Below are 15,905 nucleotides of genomic sequence, written 5' to 3'. Positions count from 1 at the left end.
CTCACCTCCACGTCTTCTTGCGTTTCCAGCGGCGGTTTTCACGCGCACCTTCTTCCTGCACACCCAGATAGAAATTCTGGATGTCTTCTGACTGCATCAGCTCATCCGCGGGGCCATCCATGACGATGCGCCCAACCTCCATGACATAGCCGTGATGGGCCAGTTCCAGCGCAGCATTGGCGTTCTGCTCAACCAGCATCATCGTCATGTTCTGCTCGTCGTTCAGGCGCTTCAGGATGCCGAAAATCTCTTGCACAAGCAAAGGGGACAGGCCCAGAGACGGCTCGTCCAGCAACATAATCCTTGGATTTGCCATCAAGCCACGCCCGATGGCCAGCATCTGTTGTTGGCCGCCAGAAAGGGTGCCTGCCTCTTGCGTGCGCCGCTCTTTCAGGATCGGGAAGTAGGAAAAAACCAGTTCGCGGTCATGGTCAATCTGGCCTCGGTCCGAGGATGTATAGGCGCCGAGGCTCAGGTTCTCATCCACGGTCAAAAGGGGGAATACTTCGCGCCCTTCGGGTACGTGGACGACGCCTTTCTGCACAACTTTATGTGGCTCGGCCCCTTGAATTTCGACCCCGTCAAAGCTGATCTTGCCCTTTTCCGGGTCCATTACGCCGGACACGGTTTTCATCAATGTGGTCTTGCCGGCCCCATTGGCCCCAAGGATCGACACGATTTTACCCGGAGGCACATCCAGCGACACGCCCCGGATTGCCATGATTGGCCCGTAAAAACTTTCGACATTGCGAATGGTCAGGATCGGATCGCTCATGACACTTTCCCTAGATAGGCCTCAACCACTGCCGGGTGTGACTGTACCTGCGCAGGGGTTCCCAGTGCGAGCATTGCCCCATCCGCCATTGCAAGGACCCGATCCGAGACGCCCGAAACCAAAGCCATGTCATGTTCGACCATCAGCACCGTAATCCCCATCTGCCGCCGGATATCATCTATCCACCAGCGCATATCGGTCGTTTCCTCGACCGACAGCCCCGAGGCCGGTTCATCCAGCAGCAACAACTTGGGATCGGTGGCCAGGGCGCGGGCAACTTCAACCACTTTGCGCACACCGTAGGGCAGGCCTGATATCATCTTGTCGCGATAGGCCTGCAAATCAAGAAAATCTATGATCTCTTCTACCTTTTCACGGTTTTCGATCTCTTGCCGCCGGGCCGACGGCAGGAACAGCACCTCGGACAAAAGTTTTGTCTTGCGGTGCCGATGACGCCCGACCAGCAGGTTCTGCAGAACAGTGGCGTGTTCGAACAGTTCGATATTCTGAAACGTCCGCGCAACACCAAATGCTGCAACGCCGGACGGTTTCACCTGCAGCAAGTCATGCCCGTCATACCGGATTGAACCCTCTATTGGTTCATAAAAGCGCGAGATCAGATTGAAAACGGTCGATTTACCCGCGCCATTGGGGCCGACTATGGCAAAAACCTCGCCGTCTTCGACTGAAAAGGACAGGTCGTTCACAGCCGTGACGCCACCAAATTTCAAGGTGACATTCTTAAATTCAAGCAGGCTCATCTCAGACGCTCCGTCTTGAGATAGGATTTCTGACGTTTGAACATGTCCTTGCGATAGAAGGGAAACAGTTCGAACCATGTCCGGATCTTCAGCCAACGTCCATACATCCCCATGGGTTCAAACAGGATAAAGGCGATCAAGATCATGCCGAAGATACCAAATTCCAATCCCGGAATTGCGACGGTGCTGCCCCCGAAAACTGCGCCGACATACTCTTTTGCGATCGACAAAAATTGCGGCAGAAACCCTATGACGACAGCGCCCAGGAATGCCCCGTGGATTGAGCCCAGACCACCGATCACGATCATCATCAGCAGCTGAATTGAGATTAGGACGCTGAATGTCTCGTTATTGAATGCGCCCGAGAACATCCCCATCAGAGCACCTGCCCAGCCGGTCACAGCGCAGGACAGGGCAAATGAAATCATCTTGGTCTGCGCAATATCAACACCCATCGCCTGGGCCGAGACCTCAGAATCTCGCACGGCGATGAAACTGCGCCCAAGCGGTGCGCGCAGCAGGTTGATATAGCCCAGAGTGACCAGAACCGCGACTGCAAGCACCAGCCAAAAGAATTGGACCGGCGTAGCCCAGCGATCGACCATGAATCCAAATATCTCGACCCCGCCGATATATTTACCGGCGACCCCGCCGGTGATCGGCTCGGCCAGGACAATCACGTCATCCATCAGGATCGACAGGGCCATGGTAAAGATTGCCAGGTAGATACCGTGAAGGCGCAGGGCCGGGATAGCAACGGTCACCCCTGCTATCCCGGTCAGGATACCGGCGATCGGGAAGGCCAGCAGGAATGGCAAGCCTGCCTCAATCAAGATGATATTCGCATAGCACCCAAAGGCCAGAAAAGCCGCATGCCCAAGGCTGACCTGTCCGGTATGGCCGGTCAGTATCATCAACCCAAGACCTGCAATCGCCCAGATCAGAACATTTGTCAGCTCACCCAGATAGAATGCGTCCAACCACCACGGAGCGGCGATCACGACGCCTAGAAGGATCAGGTATAGGCTCAGTTGATACCGGTCTTTCCAAGGCCGGATATCTTGCATGTAACTGGTCTTGAAAATGATCCGCATGGCTTAAACCTTTTTGACCCTAACTTGGCTGAACAGCCCATTGGGGCGAAAGATCAGGACAGCCAACAACAGCGCATAAGGTGCAACCTGACTGTACCCAGCAGCGATATAGCGACTGGCAAACGGTTCGATTACGCCAACGATCAAACCTCCGGCCAATGCTCCAGGTAAACTTCCGAATCCGCCAATGACCGCAGCGGCGAAGGCCTTAATGCCCAGAAGTCCGGTTGCCGGGTCCACGGATCCTTTCGCGGCAAACAAAATGCCTGCGATACCCGCAACCACGCCGGTCAACGCCCAGATGAAACCCTGCACACGTTTTACCGGGATTCCCATATAATAGGCCGCCAGCTGATTTTGTGAGGCACCCTGCATTGCAAGCCCAAGCTTGGTGCGACTGAAGAACTGGTACAGCCCCCAGGTCAGCAGAACGGTAACGACAATAACCGCCACGTCCTCCATCCCCAGTACAAGGCCACCAAAACGCACTTCTTTTCCGGCCAGTGGATTCTGCAGCGTCTGCGGTTCGTGCCCCCAAATCAGACCAGCGACAAATCGGATTACAAAGCCCAGGGCGATGGTCAGAATGACCACAGCCGTCTGGCTTTCCCCGAAAAGTCGCCGAATGATCAACCGGTCCAGCAAGTACCCCAGCACGCCCATGATCCCCAACGAGATCGGCAAGGCCAGCCAAAAAGGCAGCCCCATATATTCGGCATTTGTAAGCCCGATGGTAACAAAGGCGCCCAGCATCATGAGATCACCCTGTGCGAAGTTCACTGCCTCGGTCGCCTTGTAAATCAGAACAAATCCGAGCGCGATCAGCCCATAGACACAGCCATTCGCCAGCCCGCTTGTCAGCAGCTGCGCATTATCCAAACTCACCTCCCTATACCGGTTGCTCCGGGTTCATTTAGATCCCGGGCCTCCTCCTTAGCCCGAGGTTAGTACTACAATGGCGTGATAATTACCTTTCCGTCACTCTTTTGCAGTGCATCAACCAGCCCGGACATAACATTTTTTAATGTAAGCTTTTCAGAAACATCTGTTTTCCAACGCCCGTCCGCAAAGCGGGCCTGAACCTCGGCAACGACACGTACCACATCTTCGCGAGGCGTCGCTGTCATCCATTGTGTCAGCCAAAACCCTTCGATTTTCTTACCCATAAAGATGAGCTGTCCCGTCTGCGTTAGTTTGGGCAGTTCAGGGCTGAGCTTGCCATAACACACCCAGCGCGCACCTTTCGGCATCGCACAGAAAATCTGTTCGGAAATCTGGTCGGCGACGGCATCCAAAAAGACCCGAGGTTTAAGCTCTTTGCTAAGCGCTGCGAATTTCTGCAGCATGTCGGGGTCTGATGTTACCAGCACGTCATGCGCGCCCAGCTCTTTCAATGCAGCAACGGTCTCAGCGCGTCTCACGATCGCAATCGGCTTGAGCCCAAGATCGCGACCGAGGCTGCACATAAGCTTGCCTAACTGACTGGTTGCGGCAGATACGATAAAAGCATCTCCGGCCTGACGCGCCAGATCGACCATCGCCATGGCCGTCATCGGGTTCACAATCTGTGCTGACCCATCGTCATCCGAGATATCCGGGCGCAGTGGAATACACATTTGTGCATCGGTCAGAGCGTACTCGGCCCAGGCACCGGAATGAGTGGCCATGAATGCCACGCGCTGTCCCTGCAAACCCTCGGCTCCGGCACCGGTGGCGACGACGTCTCCACATCCCTCAAACCCGGCCGGAGATCCCTTTACCCTAGGCTGCCCGTATTCACCCTTGATAAAATGAAGGTCGGACGGATTAACTGATGACGCCCTCAGACGGATCAGAACCTGTCCTGCGCCCGGCTCGGGCACAGGCATTTCCGTTTCGGCCAGCCAATCAGACGCATTTTGGATGCTGGGACCAGTGGCTTTGCCCGAATACCCATGATGAGTTTGAACGATCGCAAACATGGAAGAGGGAAGGGGGGTCATGAGCGTACCTTTTCTGAACGATAGGAAACTGTCGGGTCCTGCTTGACTGCATCAAACCAACAATTTCGAAAATGATGGCCATGATCGACATCAACCGTGGCATATGTGTTCAGATCAGCCAAGCAAATGGCCAAAGGCGCGTCAATCGAACTATTCTTTGACGTAGGGAAAGACCGCCTGTTTCGGCGGTCTTTCAAATTCTTACTGACCAGTCAACAGGGCCTGAAGTTCCTGAATTTTCAGCGCGATTGTTGCAGGTGAGGCTTTGATATCATCGAGAATACCAACCGCTTTTACCTTCAGTTCTTCTGCCAGTGTGCTTTCCTGAACTGAGGCAACCATGGCGTCATAGTCAAAGTTATCAACACTCATAGCGCCGCTCTCAACCCAGGAATTCAGCAGCTCTTGCCCCTGGTTGGTGAGGGCAGCGACCTCTTCTCCAGCCTGATCGGCCAGCTCAGTCGCTGTTTCACCGGCTTGAGTGGCTAGGTCAGACGCGGCTTCGCTGGACTGTTCGACGATTTCAGCCGCCTGTTCCGTAACGGAAGACGCAGCTTCGCCAGCCTGTTCGGTAACCGATTCTACGGCTTCAGACACGGCGTTTCCGGTTTCTTCAGCGGCGGCTTGCGGCTGTTCGACCGGAGCGGCAGGTTGATTCAGATAGTAATAGATTGCGGCGCCAACGCCGGCGACGACGACCCCTAGCAAGATTATACGCGACATGGGATTCTCCTTTGAAATATGTGTCGCCGAGATGGGGGGAAACTAGCGGACTGGAAAGGGGAATTCGTGGAACATCCTCTCAGAACAAGGGATTGAGCCAGTGTACGCCGATCTGGGCCGATCCCGTGGCAATAACACGCCAACGTTGAACAACCGGTGGTCGAGATGCCATTCTTGTCAACCGACCCACAGGGTCGCACGGATGCCTGTTCAGCAGGGAAGCACAGAGGCTAAGAATTCTCGTAGGAACGCGCGCAAAGCGAATAAGGCGACAAAGGCCTGCATTTCAGGTGCTTGAGCTAAATTCCGGAAAGCTGGTTACCAATCATGCGCTGAATGGCTGATGGCGGAGAGACAGGGATTCGAACCCTGGGTGGGCTTGCACCCACAACGGTTTTCGAGACCGCCCCGTTCGACCACTCCGGCACCTCTCCGCGGGGGTCTGTGAGGGGGGGATTTAGTGATGAACACCCGGGGGTGCAAGCAGAAAGTTTCATAATTTATCAATCCCAGGATTTTCCGTTGCCAGATGCCGCAAAACCCCTAGGCTTCTGTACATGAGACATTTTACGCACCACATGACCACCGCCCTTTCGCTGTTTCTTTTCACAGTATTCATGTTGCCAATCCCGGCATCCGCTGCCGGGCGCGATAGGATCGAGGCATTCTTGACCACGACCGGTTTCGACGTTGCCCTTGAAAGTATTGCTCTGGCCTCGGCCTCGGCGCCTCAGATGCTGGGTTTTGACCCCGATGGATTCGGGTCGGACTGGGCGCGGCTGACCGAAGAAGTTTTCGATACCAAAGACATGCATGAAACTGCAGTTTCGATTTTAGAGCAGACGCTTAGCGATCAGGCGCTGAATCACGCGGTAGAATTCTATGCATCAGATCTGGGTCAACGACTGGTCTCTGCTGAAAACGCTTCCCATCTGATCGAGGATGACGAAGTAAAACAACAGCAGGGCCAAGAGATAGTCGCTCAACTTGTCCGGGAAGGCTCTCAACGTGTTGAGAGTCTAAAAAGGATGAACACTGCCATCGACTCAAGCGGTACTTCTTTGCGCGCCCTTCAGGAAATACAAATCCGGTTCCTCCTCGCCGCCAGCGCTTCAGGTGTGATCGAACTGCAGTTGGATGCAGATGAATTGCGCGCAATGATGAAACAGAACGAAACCGGGATGCGACAGGCCTTACAGCTCTCCGCACTTGCCGGTGCTGCTTATACCTATCAGGATTTCTCGGATGCGGATGTCATCACCTATGTCGAGGCGTTGGAACAGCCTCTAATGCAGGAAGTCTACGAACTTTTGAACGCCATTCAGTATGAGATAATGGCTATGAAATTCGAAGTCCTGGCAACCAAAATGGCCGAGCTTCACCCCGCACAGGACATCTGATGCGCATTCTGATCGTTTTTGCCCTGATCTTCTGGGCCACATCATCCGGCGCCGTGGAAAAAGCGGATCGGCTGGCGCAGGCAATGCGTCTGGAGAACCTGATCGAAATCCTCCTGTCCGAAGGCGGAAAGATGAGCCAAGAGATGGACGCCACTTTGTTGGATGGCAACGGTGGCGCTCTGTTCGAAACTCGGGTCGAGGCGATTTATGATCCCGATTGGATGTATGATAAGTTGGTCCAGGGATTCCGGCAAAGCCTGGATGAAGTGCATTTGGAACGCGCCATCGCCTTTTTTGAAAGCGATCTTGGCCAGACCATCGTTTCCCTTGAGAATTCCGCACGGCTTGCATTTGTTGATCCGGCAATCGAAGACTTGGCAAAACAGGCCTATTTCGAAAACACCAAAGACAGCATGCAGTTCAAACTGGTCGAAGAGTACATACTGGCCAACGACCTGATCAAACAGAACGTGCGGAGCGCTTTGAGCGCGGATTACAACTTTTTCAGGGGGATAAATGACGGCCAAGTTCTCGATGACAGCGACCTTCTGGACAACCTTCTGCTGCAAAAGGACGGGATCGAGCAAGAGACAGAAACCTGGCTGTATTCCTTTCTGTTGATGGCCTATAACCCTTTGAGCAACGCCCAAATGCGCAAGAACATCGCGTTTTCTCGAACGGATACAGGGCAAGCGCTGAACAGCTCACTGTTCGAAAGCTTCGACAGTATGTATGATCAGATCTATTACGATCTGGGAAAGGCGGTTGCGGCTGTCTTACAGGGCTCTGATCTTTAGTCGCCATTTCATGTTGACTTTCCTCTGCAATCTTTGGATAAGCGCCCATCCCGGCCGGAATCTCCGCGCCGGGTATCGTTATTATTGACCCAAGGGGCTGATCCATGGGTCATTCACACAGCCCGAAAAAGGGCGCGCTGTTCGAGGTGGCTGAGGCCGAAAACACCCGCAAGGGGACCACAGAACGCGGGTTAGACAAAGGAAAGACGCATGTTTGCGGTCCTCAAGACTGGCGGCAAGCAGTACAAGGTTCAGGCGGGTGATATCCTCCGCGTTGAAAAATTGGCTGCCGACGCAGGTGAAAAAGTTCAATTCAACGATGTTCTGATGCTGGGCGGTGACGCTCCGGTTGTTGGTGCACCGTTTGTAGATGGTGCAGCCGTTCAGGCCGACGTGATCGAACAGATCAAGGGTGACAAGGTCATCAACTTCGTCAAGCGCCGTCGTAAGCACAGCTCGAAGCGTACCGTTGGCCACCGTCAGAAGCTGACCCTGGTCAAGATCACCGACATCCTGTCGTCGGGCGCTGACAAGTCGGGCATCAAAGCTGCAACCGGTTCTGCACCGGCAGGCGAAGCTGCACCCGCAGCGAAAAAGCCCGCCAAGAAAGCAGAAGCCAAAGCAGAGGCACCCGCCGCTGTTGCTGCTGCAGACGATCTGACCGCGCTGAACGGTGTCGGCCCAGCCGCTGCCAAAAAGCTGAACGAGGCCGGTATCGAGAGCTTTGCCGCTCTGGCCGCCTTGTCGGACGAGCAGATTGCTGCTATCGAAACGGTCAAAGTGAAACCCGAATGGGTTGAGCAGGCCAAAGAGCTTGCTAAAGGCTAAGGAGAGAGAGAATGGCACATAAAAAAGCTGGCGGTTCCTCCCGTAACGGTCGCGACTCAGCTGGTCGCCGCCTTGGCGTGAAACTGTATGGTGGCCAGGCCGCCATTTCAGGCAACATCATCGTGCGTCAGCGCGGCACCAAGTTCTGGCCGGGCGAAGGCGTAGGCATTGGCAAAGATCACACCATCTTTGCAACTGTTGATGGCGCTGTGAAGTTCCACAAAGGCCTCAAAAACCGCACCTTTATTTCGGTCCTGCCAGTGGCGGAGGCCGCAGAGTAAGCCGAAACCCATAAGGTTTGAAAATTCTTGGGGGACCGGCAGAAAATGCCGGTCCCTTTTCTCGTTTTAACGCAGGTTCGATCAAACAGTCCGATGACAGTCGCAACCACCAGTTTCCTGATCTTTGCCGCCAGTCAGGTCGGCACGCCGGGACCGGCCAATATGGTCCTGCTGGGAACCGGTGCGCGTTACGGGTTTCGGGCAGCGCTGCCTTTTGTGGGCGGCGTCATTCTGGGCAAGCAGCTAATCATCTGGCCGGTGGGCTTTGGGTTGCTGCAATTGGCGGATCAGGCGCCGGCGGTGTTTGCTGTTCTGAAATACGCCTCGGCGGCCTATATCATGTGGCTGGCGTGGAAGATCGCCAACACGCGGCTGTCCCGGCAAGAGGCTGATGGCGCAGCGCCAGGGTTTCTGGCCGGATTGATTGTTCATCCGCTCAATCCCAAGGCCTGGGCCATGATCGTTGCGGGGTTCACGGGGTTTGTCGCCGTCGGAACACCAACTTTTGAGGCAACGCTCGCAATCGCGGCTTGTTTATTGATTTGTCAGGTGATTCTTCATCCAATCTGGTCATTTGCCGGAGATAGAATTGCCCACGCGGTTGAAGGTCGGCCGATGGAAAAATATCTGATGTGGACGTTAGCAGGTCTCACTGTTGCGTCTGTACTTTTTGTGTTGTTCGGAGGAGGAACGCACCTATGAAACTTGAGACGATCATAAACCAGCCGGTCATAGAAACCGAGCGGTTCGATCTGCGCCCTCTGCGCCGGTCGGATCTGGGTCTCATCGAACATTATGCCGGAGATGAGCGGGTTGCGCGTATGACGACAAGGATTGCGCACCCTTTGCCGCCCGGCGCGGTTGAGGCCTTTGTGACCCGGTCCATGGCCGAAGACCGCAGCGAGGATGTCTGGGCGATGGACGCGACCAAGGATGGCGGTCCGGAGCTGATAGGCCTGATCTCGCTGGAACGCCTGGATCGCAACCAATCCGAGGTCGGCTATTGGGTGGCTCCTGTCTATTGGAACACCGGGATCGCATCTCTGGCGGTCGAAGCACTGGTTGTCGCCAATCCGCTTGAAAACACGTCGATGTTCGCAAGCGTATTTCAGGACAATCCAGCCTCAGCCAGGGTGCTGACGCATTGTGGTTTCGAATACCTGGGTGATGCCGAAATCTATTCGGTGGCGCGTGATGCGAACGTGCCCACTTGGACATACAGTAAAAAACTCTGACTTGTGGCCGGTGGGGCCTTTGCAGTAGGGGACAGTCATGAAATTTCTCGATCTTGCAAAGGTCTACATCCGGTCCGGGGCCGGCGGTGGCGGCTGCGTCAGTTTTCGGCGCGAAAAGTACATTGAATACGGCGGTCCCGATGGTGGGGACGGCGGTAAAGGTGGCTCTGTCTGGGTCGAAGTTGTGGATGGGTTGAATACCCTGATCGACTTTCGCTACCAGCAGCATTTCTTTGCCAAGAACGGTCAGCCTGGCCGGGGGCAGCAGCGCACCGGAAAAGATGGTGATGACATCATTCTGCGCGTCCCGGTCGGCACTGAGATCCTGGACGAAGACGAAGAAACCGTCATCTGCGATCTGACAGAGGTGGGCCAAAGGGTCCTGCTGGCCAAGGGCGGCAATGGCGGTTTTGGCAACCTGCACTTCAAATCGGCCACTAACCAGGCTCCTCGTCGGGCTAATCCGGGTCAGGCAGGTATCGACCGCACGATCTGGCTGCGCCTGAAACTGATTGCCGATGTCGGCCTGTTGGGGATGCCTAATGCCGGCAAATCGACCTTTCTTGCTGCGACATCGAACGCACGCCCCAAAATTGCCGATTACCCCTTTACCACCTTGCACCCCAATTTGGGCGTGGTGGGTGTCGACAATGTGGAATTCGTGGTGGCCGACATCCCCGGTCTGATCGAGGGCGCACATGAAGGACGCGGAATCGGAGACCGCTTTCTGGGCCACGTCGAACGCTGCGCGGTATTGCTGCATCTGGTCGATGGCACTTCCGAGACAGTGGCAGAAGACTACCGTACGATCATTCACGAGCTCGAAGCCTATGGTGGAGAATTGGCCGATAAGCCTCGCATCACTGTGCTGAACAAGGTCGACGCCTTGGATGACGAGGAACGAGAGCTGGCAAAGTCCGAGCTAGAAGGGGCCGTTGGTGGCCCTGTGATGGCCATGTCAGGTGTCGCGCATCTTGGCGTAACCGATGTCCTGCGGGCCTTGCGCAGTCAGATCGACGATGACCGCGTACGTCAGAAACCCGCCGAGGAGGAACTGCCTTGGCAACCCTGACCGCAGCCAAACGCCTCGTGGTCAAGATCGGATCCGCCTTGCTGGTGGATCGGAACACAGGGTTGCTGCGATCTGATTGGTTACATTCGCTTGCTGAGGACGTCGCATGGCTAAAGGGGCAGGGGACCGACGTCATCCTGGTCTCATCGGGGTCAATCGCGTTGGGGCGTGGCGTTTTGGGTCTGCCCATGGCCACGCTTCCGTTGGAACAGTCGCAAGCCGCCGCCGCTGTCGGGCAAATCCGGCTGGCCCGCGCCTATGAAGAAGCGCTGACGCCTCACAGCATTACTACTGCACAAGTGCTCGTTACGCTGGAGGATAGCGCCGATCGTCGTCGCTATCTGAATTCACGCGCCACCTTGGAAACGCTGCTGGGGCTTGGAGTCGTTCCGATTGTCAATGAGAACGATACAGTCGCCACTGATGAGATCCGATATGGCGACAATGATCGGCTGGCGGCACAGATTGCCGTCACTGTTGGCGCCGACCAGTTGATCCTGTTGTCGGATGTTGATGGGTTCTACTCGGCCAATCCAAATGAGGATGCCTCGGCCAAGCGGTTTGACATGATCGAAGACATCACGCCCGAGATTGAGGCGATGGCGGGTGATGCCGGTTCCGGCCTATCAAAGGGCGGGATGAAGACCAAACTGTTGGCGGGAAAAATGGCCACGGCTGCTGGTTGCGACATGGCGATCACCGAAGGTTCCCCTCTGAACCCGTTGAAAACGCTTGAAAACGGCGCGAACTGTACATGGTTCATCGCGACTGTTGACCCGCATGCCGCACGCAAACGCTGGATTTCAGCGATGAAACCCCGGGGTGAGATTGTTGTAGACGCGGGGGCCGCGCGGGCGCTGAGCAATGGCAAAAGCCTTTTGCCAGCAGGAATAGTCGAAGTGTCCGGAGATTTCGGGCGCGGTGATCCTGTTTCGATCATGGACCCACAGGCGCGACGGCTTGCACAGGGGCTCAGCCGCTATACCGCGCAAGAAGCAGACGCTATCAAGGGGCGCAAATCGACCGAGATCGAAGCCACTCTAGGCTATCCTGGCCGCGCGGTGTTGATCCACCGCGATGATCTGGCTGTTTGACAAATTGACTGAAAGGCACCTGAGATGAAGGATTTCGACAGCATCCCCGACCTGATGACCGATCTTGGGAAACGCGCCAAGGCCGCCGCTGCCGAGCTGGCATTTGCAAGCGCCGAGCGTAAACATGCTGCCCTGATCGGTGCCGCCGATGCCGTTTGGGCCAATCGTGAACAGATCATTGCGGCCAATAAGAAAGATATGGAATTCGGGCGCGACAAAGGGTTGAGCCCGGCGATGATGGATCGCCTGATGCTGGATGAGGCCCGCATTCAGGGCATGGTCGACGGGCTGCGCGCCGTTGCTGAGCAGGCCGATCCTGTTGGTGAGGTTCTGACCGAATGGGACATGCCCTCGGGCCTGAACATCCAGCGTGTGCGGACACCTTTGGGGGTTATCGGCGTGATTTATGAGAGCCGCCCAAATGTAACTGCGGATGCGGGTGCCCTCTGTCTGAAATCCGGGAACGCGGTCATCCTGCGCGGTGGATCAGAAGGCTTTCATTCCTCGTCAGCCATCCACGCGTGTTTGGTTCAGGGCTTGAAATCGGCGAACCTGCCCGAGGATGCCGTTCAGCTTATCCCAACCCGCGACCGGGCGGCGGTTCAGGAACTGCTGACCATGACCGATTATGTCGACGTGATCGTTCCCCGTGGAGGCAAAGGGCTGGTCGGGCTAGTCCAGCGCGAGGCCCGCGTGCCCGTGTTTGCCCATCTGGAAGGCATTGTGCATATCTATATCGACAAGGCCGCTGATCCGCAAAAGACGCTCGAGGTGGTTTTGAACGCCAAAACCCGTCGTACCGGAATCTGCGGTGCTGCCGAATGTCTGCTGATCCATCAGGATATCGCTGAAACGCTGGGACGGGATGTCATATCGGCGCTGCTGGCCGCAGGTGTCGAAGTACACGCCGAAGGTACATTGGCCGTTGATGGCACTATCGCGGCCACTTCTGATGATTGGGGCAAAGAATTTCTGGATAGTATCATCGCGGCCAAGCCGGTGGCTGATATCGACGCCGCCATTGCGCATATCCGCAGGTTTGGGTCGAACCATACCGATTGCATCATGACCGAGGATCCCGCTGCAGCTGCCCGGTTCTTTGAACGGCTTGATAGCGCGATCCTGATGCATAACGCCTCAACTCAATTCGCCGATGGCGGTGAGTTTGGCATGGGGGCCGAGATTGGCATCGCCACCGGAAAGATGCACGCGCGCGGCCCCGTAGGGGCGGCTCAACTGACCAGTTTTCAGTATCTGGTGCGCGGTTCAGGGACTGTTCGGTGTTAGAACCGGATTTCGACGCGGGTTGAGGCCGTATCGGTCGCGACCCGCCGTCCAATCGACGATGCGGATTCAGGCAGCAGCGCAAATTGAACCTGCGCAGGGGTGACCTTGTTGGTAAACCGTCCGCTGGGCAGGTTCTTCCATAGCTCGGCTTCCAGCTTCATTTTGTCCGCGGTTCCTGTCACAGACCAGTTCTTCCCATCGTTTACGATCGTTACATCCCCGCCAAATGGCATCGCGCTTTCGCAGCACATCAACGCCAGAAAGGCCAGTTTCACCTGATTACGCGGCACCGCTTCGGTCAGGTTCCAGTTGACACGAACACGACCTGCGCGTTCGACATCATTCAACAGCTCTAAAACCTCGGCCCGCCCAAGGGGATGATCGCTGGCCGACCCAAAAGCGACCCTGAAAAAGCGGATGCGTGCGCCGGCGCTGCCGACACTTCCCGCGATCAGTTCCATCTCGGGGCCTTGCACCGCGCCAACCATTTCAAGCAGCTCCAAGCCGTTGGTGATCGCCCCGATCGGGCTGATCAGATCGTGGCAGATCCGCGAGCCGATCAGTTCGGCCAGGTTGACGTCCAAGTCGCTCATGCGTACCTCCTGCTGTATCTGCCGCCGGACCGGAGCCCCTTGATGACAGATCTGAATGCCATTCTTGCACCGGGCATGTATGTCCGCCACCCCGATTTCCCCGATTGGGGCGTTGGACAGGTACAATCCAACATCGCAGGTAAGATCACCGTAAACTTCCGCGAGCAGGGAAAAGTGGTAATCGACGGGACACGCATCGCCCTGATGCCGGTCTTTGATCCGTGAAACTGGTTTAAGAAAGGTTAACGTTTGATCGAAGCGCTCTATGTTGCCATTCCCCTGAAACCTGCGGTATCAGCGCAGAAACAACACGGAACCTCTGATGCCGGACGCAGGCCCTTCTTTCACCGTCAAACTCGCCGAAAATGACACCGAATTGCGGGCTGCACAGCGGCTACGCTATGACGTGTTCATACGTGAACTGGGCGGCGGTGGGGAAATGGTCGACCACGATGCCGGGCTGGAGCGCGACAGGTTCGATCCCTATTTCGATCATATGTTGGCGATTGACGATCGATCTGGCAAAGTTGTTGGCGTTTACAGGCTGTTACCAGGTGATCGTGCTTCTGAAATCGGACAGTTCTATTCCGAAGATGAATACGATCTTTCCATCTTGAAACAAGGCGGACGCAAGCTGTTGGAGTTGGGACGTTCATGTCTACATCCCGATTATCGCGGCGGCACTGCAATGTATCACCTGTGGAACGGGTTGGCCGCCTATGTCGCCGAGCGCGAGATCGAGGTCTTGTTCGGCGTCGCCAGTTTCCACGGCACCGACCCTCAAGCTCTGGCTCAGCCTTTGTCCATGTTACATCACAATCATCTTGCGCCTCCGGACCTTCGGGTTCGGGCTCAGCCCGAAGTGTTCCAGCCCATGGATATGCTGGATAGCGATAAACTGGATCGGCGCGCAGCGATGGTGCAGGTTCCAGCACTGATAAAAGCATACCTGCGTCTCGGCGGGTTTGTGGGCGAGGGTGCCTTTATCGACCATATGTTCAATACCACCGATGTTTGCCTTATCCTCGACACGGCGCGGATGAATGAGCGACAACGGCGCATCTATGGCGGAGCGTAACGTGATGAGTGACGCCTCATGGCACAGTGAAGACGCACCTGACCCAATCAATCTGGGGGTCTGCGGATGGCTATTGGTCTTCCTTCGGGGTTTACCACTTGCTGTATTTGTATTCAGCGGGCTGATTGTCCTGCTGATCCTTCGCATGATCGAGCGCCCGCTCTATGGGGTTCACCGTCCGGTCACGCCCTTCATCACGCAGTTCGTATGCCGTAATGCGTTCCGGATTCTCGGGATTAGCTACCGTACAACCGGCGAGCTTATGACCCAGCGTGGTGCGGTTGTTGCGAACCATTCCTCGTGGCTTGATATTTTTGCGCTGAATGCCCGTAAAAGGATCTATTTTGTCTCGAAGGCCGAGGTAGCCAAATGGCCCGGTATAGGCTGGCTGGCGCGAGCGACAGGTACTGTTTTCATCGAGCGCGACCGCAAGAAGGCACGCGAACAGACACTTCTGTTTCAGGAGCGCCTGACAGCCGGTCACAAGCTGCTGTTTTTTCCAGAGGGTACGTCGACCGACGGTCTACGGATTTTACCATTTAAAACAACACTTTTTGCGGCATTCTTCACCGAAGATCTACGCGATTTCATGTATGTTCAACCGGTGTCGGTCGTTTACCATGCACCTAAGGGTGAGCCTGAACGGTTTTATGGCTGGTGGGGTGACATGGATTTTGCACCGCATCTGTTAAAGACTTTGGGAGCACGTCGCCAAGGTGGCGTAGAGCTAATTTATCATTCGCCAGCCAAGGTCAGCGACTTTGAGAACCGAAAGGCCCTGGCCGCCTATTGCGAAGATACCGTGCGTCAGGCGCACAGCCTTGCGCGGCTTGAAAAATAGGGCGATTGGCCCTTGCACTGCCTGAAAACCTGCCGTATACGCGCGCCATTCAAACCCGCAGGCG

General features: G+C 55.8%; 19 protein-coding genes and 1 tRNA gene. 12 read left to right on the top strand and 8 right to left on the bottom strand.

Annotation, left to right across the window (positions count from 1 at the left end; all coding sequences use genetic code 11):
* Position 1 precedes the first annotated feature (1 nt).
* The 7 genes from AC2FH9_RS00770 to AC2FH9_RS00740 all read right to left on the bottom strand — a co-directional run bounded on the left by AC2FH9_RS00770 (position 2) and on the right by AC2FH9_RS00740 (position 5,769).
* Positions 2–775, bottom strand: coding sequence for an ABC transporter ATP-binding protein (locus AC2FH9_RS00770; RefSeq protein ID WP_496748962.1), 774 nt, complete (start codon positions 773–775; stop codon positions 2–4).
* Positions 772–1,536, bottom strand: a complete 765-nt coding sequence (locus tag AC2FH9_RS00765; RefSeq protein WP_496691247.1) for an ABC transporter ATP-binding protein — start codon at positions 1,534–1,536, stop codon at positions 772–774. Before AC2FH9_RS00765 ends, AC2FH9_RS00770 begins: the two co-directional genes overlap by 4 nt.
* Entirely contained in the window at positions 1,533–2,630 is a 1,098-nt protein-coding gene (locus tag AC2FH9_RS00760; protein WP_142633851.1) for a branched-chain amino acid ABC transporter permease, read from the bottom strand. Before AC2FH9_RS00760 ends, AC2FH9_RS00765 begins: the two co-directional genes overlap by 4 nt.
* Positions 2,631–2,633: 3 nt before the next feature.
* Positions 2,634–3,509, bottom strand: a complete 876-nt coding sequence (locus AC2FH9_RS00755) for a branched-chain amino acid ABC transporter permease (protein ID WP_496870437.1) — start codon at positions 3,507–3,509, stop codon at positions 2,634–2,636.
* A 71-nt stretch (positions 3,510–3,580) separates the two neighbouring features.
* The gene (locus tag AC2FH9_RS00750; protein WP_496870436.1) at positions 3,581–4,612 is read right to left on the bottom strand and encodes a zinc-binding dehydrogenase; all 1,032 of its coding nucleotides are present in this window, start codon (positions 4,610–4,612) and stop codon (positions 3,581–3,583) included.
* A 201-nt stretch (positions 4,613–4,813) separates the two neighbouring features.
* Positions 4,814–5,335 carry a hypothetical protein gene (locus AC2FH9_RS00745; RefSeq protein WP_281972111.1) on the bottom strand — a complete coding sequence of 174 codons (522 nt, stop codon included), beginning with the start codon at positions 5,333–5,335 and terminating at the stop codon, positions 4,814–4,816.
* A gap of 344 nt (positions 5,336–5,679) precedes the next feature.
* A tRNA-Ser gene (locus tag AC2FH9_RS00740) sits at positions 5,680–5,769 on the bottom strand.
* A 144-nt stretch (positions 5,770–5,913) separates the two neighbouring features.
* Here AC2FH9_RS00740 and AC2FH9_RS00735 point away from each other — a divergent pair.
* The 9 genes from AC2FH9_RS00735 (at position 5,914) to AC2FH9_RS00695 (ending at position 13,329) form a co-directional block, all read left to right on the top strand.
* Positions 5,914–6,735 (top strand): DUF2059 domain-containing protein, encoded by an 822-nt coding sequence (locus AC2FH9_RS00735; protein ID WP_496870711.1) that lies wholly within the window; start codon positions 5,914–5,916, stop codon positions 6,733–6,735.
* Complete coding sequence (locus AC2FH9_RS00730) at positions 6,735–7,532, top strand: DUF2059 domain-containing protein (protein ID WP_496748959.1); 798 nt, start codon at positions 6,735–6,737, stop codon at positions 7,530–7,532. Before AC2FH9_RS00735 ends, AC2FH9_RS00730 begins: the two co-directional genes overlap by 1 nt.
* Before the next feature lie 210 nt (positions 7,533–7,742).
* A complete protein-coding gene (locus tag AC2FH9_RS00725; protein WP_271947092.1) occupies positions 7,743–8,360 on the top strand; it encodes a 50S ribosomal protein L21 in 618 nt (205 codons plus the stop codon).
* 11 nt (positions 8,361–8,371) lie between these two features.
* Positions 8,372–8,641 (top strand): 50S ribosomal protein L27, encoded by a 270-nt coding sequence (gene rpmA, locus AC2FH9_RS00720; protein WP_120635433.1) that lies wholly within the window; start codon positions 8,372–8,374, stop codon positions 8,639–8,641.
* 93 nt (positions 8,642–8,734) lie between these two features.
* On the top strand, positions 8,735–9,343 hold the full coding sequence (locus AC2FH9_RS00715; protein ID WP_496870435.1) for a LysE family translocator: 609 nt from the start codon (positions 8,735–8,737) through the stop codon (positions 9,341–9,343).
* Positions 9,340–9,876 carry a GNAT family N-acetyltransferase gene (locus tag AC2FH9_RS00710; RefSeq protein ID WP_142633834.1) on the top strand — a complete coding sequence of 179 codons (537 nt, stop codon included), beginning with the start codon at positions 9,340–9,342 and terminating at the stop codon, positions 9,874–9,876. The genes AC2FH9_RS00715 and AC2FH9_RS00710 overlap by 4 nt, the downstream gene beginning before the upstream one ends.
* A gap of 37 nt (positions 9,877–9,913) precedes the next feature.
* Positions 9,914–10,948: a GTPase ObgE gene (gene obgE, locus AC2FH9_RS00705; RefSeq protein ID WP_496695437.1), complete on the top strand. Its 1,035-nt coding sequence runs from the start codon at positions 9,914–9,916 to the stop codon at positions 10,946–10,948.
* Positions 10,936–12,042, top strand: coding sequence for a glutamate 5-kinase (gene proB, locus AC2FH9_RS00700; protein ID WP_496748958.1), 1,107 nt, complete (start codon positions 10,936–10,938; stop codon positions 12,040–12,042). The genes obgE and proB overlap by 13 nt, the downstream gene beginning before the upstream one ends.
* A 24-nt stretch (positions 12,043–12,066) precedes the next feature.
* The gene (locus AC2FH9_RS00695) at positions 12,067–13,329 is read left to right on the top strand and encodes a glutamate-5-semialdehyde dehydrogenase (protein ID WP_496870434.1); all 1,263 of its coding nucleotides are present in this window, start codon (positions 12,067–12,069) and stop codon (positions 13,327–13,329) included.
* Here the strand turns inward: AC2FH9_RS00695 and AC2FH9_RS00690 are convergent.
* A complete protein-coding gene (locus tag AC2FH9_RS00690; RefSeq protein ID WP_496870433.1) occupies positions 13,326–13,922 on the bottom strand; it encodes a histidine phosphotransferase family protein in 597 nt (198 codons plus the stop codon). The genes AC2FH9_RS00695 and AC2FH9_RS00690 overlap by 4 nt on opposite strands.
* Before the next feature lie 42 nt (positions 13,923–13,964).
* On the opposite strand from AC2FH9_RS00690, the gene AC2FH9_RS00685 reads away from it, so the two are divergent.
* The 3 genes from AC2FH9_RS00685 to olsA all read left to right on the top strand — a co-directional run bounded on the left by AC2FH9_RS00685 (position 13,965) and on the right by olsA (position 15,841).
* Complete coding sequence (locus AC2FH9_RS00685) at positions 13,965–14,147, top strand: DUF3553 domain-containing protein (protein WP_008756567.1); 183 nt, start codon at positions 13,965–13,967, stop codon at positions 14,145–14,147.
* 97 nt (positions 14,148–14,244) lie between these two features.
* Positions 14,245–15,000 (top strand): L-ornithine N(alpha)-acyltransferase, encoded by a 756-nt coding sequence (olsB, locus tag AC2FH9_RS00680; protein WP_496870432.1) that lies wholly within the window; start codon positions 14,245–14,247, stop codon positions 14,998–15,000.
* A gap of 4 nt (positions 15,001–15,004) precedes the next feature.
* Positions 15,005–15,841, top strand: a complete 837-nt coding sequence (olsA, locus tag AC2FH9_RS00675) for a lyso-ornithine lipid O-acyltransferase (RefSeq protein ID WP_496870709.1) — start codon at positions 15,005–15,007, stop codon at positions 15,839–15,841.
* Positions 15,842–15,905 lie beyond the last annotated feature (64 nt).

It is taken from the genome of Ruegeria sp. CDSC081 (genome assembly GCF_059610485.1).
This window is presented reverse-complemented; position numbering and strand designations above follow the sequence as displayed.

What these genes read in the sequence shown, in the direction of transcription:
- AC2FH9_RS00685 (WP_008756567.1), top strand. Translation starts at nt 13,965, where the DNA reads ATGACAGATCTGAATGCCATTCTTGCACCGGGCATGTATGTCCGCCAC.
- olsA (WP_496870709.1), top strand. Translation starts at nt 15,005, where the DNA reads ATGAGTGACGCCTCATGGCACAGTGAAGACGCACCTGACCCAATCAAT.
- AC2FH9_RS00715 (WP_496870435.1), top strand. Translation starts at nt 8,735, where the DNA reads ATGACAGTCGCAACCACCAGTTTCCTGATCTTTGCCGCCAGTCAGGTC.
- AC2FH9_RS00760 (WP_142633851.1), bottom strand. Translation starts at nt 2,630, where the DNA reads ATGCGGATCATTTTCAAGACCAGTTACATGCAAGATATCCGGCCTTGG.
- AC2FH9_RS00725 (WP_271947092.1), top strand. Translation starts at nt 7,743, where the DNA reads ATGTTTGCGGTCCTCAAGACTGGCGGCAAGCAGTACAAGGTTCAGGCG.
- AC2FH9_RS00710 (WP_142633834.1), top strand. Translation starts at nt 9,340, where the DNA reads ATGAAACTTGAGACGATCATAAACCAGCCGGTCATAGAAACCGAGCGG.
- AC2FH9_RS00750 (WP_496870436.1), bottom strand. Translation starts at nt 4,612, where the DNA reads ATGACCCCCCTTCCCTCTTCCATGTTTGCGATCGTTCAAACTCATCAT.
- AC2FH9_RS00730 (WP_496748959.1), top strand. Translation starts at nt 6,735, where the DNA reads ATGCGCATTCTGATCGTTTTTGCCCTGATCTTCTGGGCCACATCATCC.
- obgE (WP_496695437.1), top strand. Translation starts at nt 9,914, where the DNA reads ATGAAATTTCTCGATCTTGCAAAGGTCTACATCCGGTCCGGGGCCGGC.
- AC2FH9_RS00745 (WP_281972111.1), bottom strand. Translation starts at nt 5,335, where the DNA reads ATGTCGCGTATAATCTTGCTAGGGGTCGTCGTCGCCGGCGTTGGCGCC.
- AC2FH9_RS00770 (WP_496748962.1), bottom strand. Translation starts at nt 775, where the DNA reads ATGAGCGATCCGATCCTGACCATTCGCAATGTCGAAAGTTTTTACGGG.
- AC2FH9_RS00690 (WP_496870433.1), bottom strand. Translation starts at nt 13,922, where the DNA reads ATGAGCGACTTGGACGTCAACCTGGCCGAACTGATCGGCTCGCGGATC.
- AC2FH9_RS00695 (WP_496870434.1), top strand. Translation starts at nt 12,067, where the DNA reads ATGAAGGATTTCGACAGCATCCCCGACCTGATGACCGATCTTGGGAAA.
- AC2FH9_RS00735 (WP_496870711.1), top strand. Translation starts at nt 5,914, where the DNA reads ATGACCACCGCCCTTTCGCTGTTTCTTTTCACAGTATTCATGTTGCCA.
- AC2FH9_RS00765 (WP_496691247.1), bottom strand. Translation starts at nt 1,536, where the DNA reads ATGAGCCTGCTTGAATTTAAGAATGTCACCTTGAAATTTGGTGGCGTC.
- rpmA (WP_120635433.1), top strand. Translation starts at nt 8,372, where the DNA reads ATGGCACATAAAAAAGCTGGCGGTTCCTCCCGTAACGGTCGCGACTCA.
- olsB (WP_496870432.1), top strand. Translation starts at nt 14,245, where the DNA reads ATGCCGGACGCAGGCCCTTCTTTCACCGTCAAACTCGCCGAAAATGAC.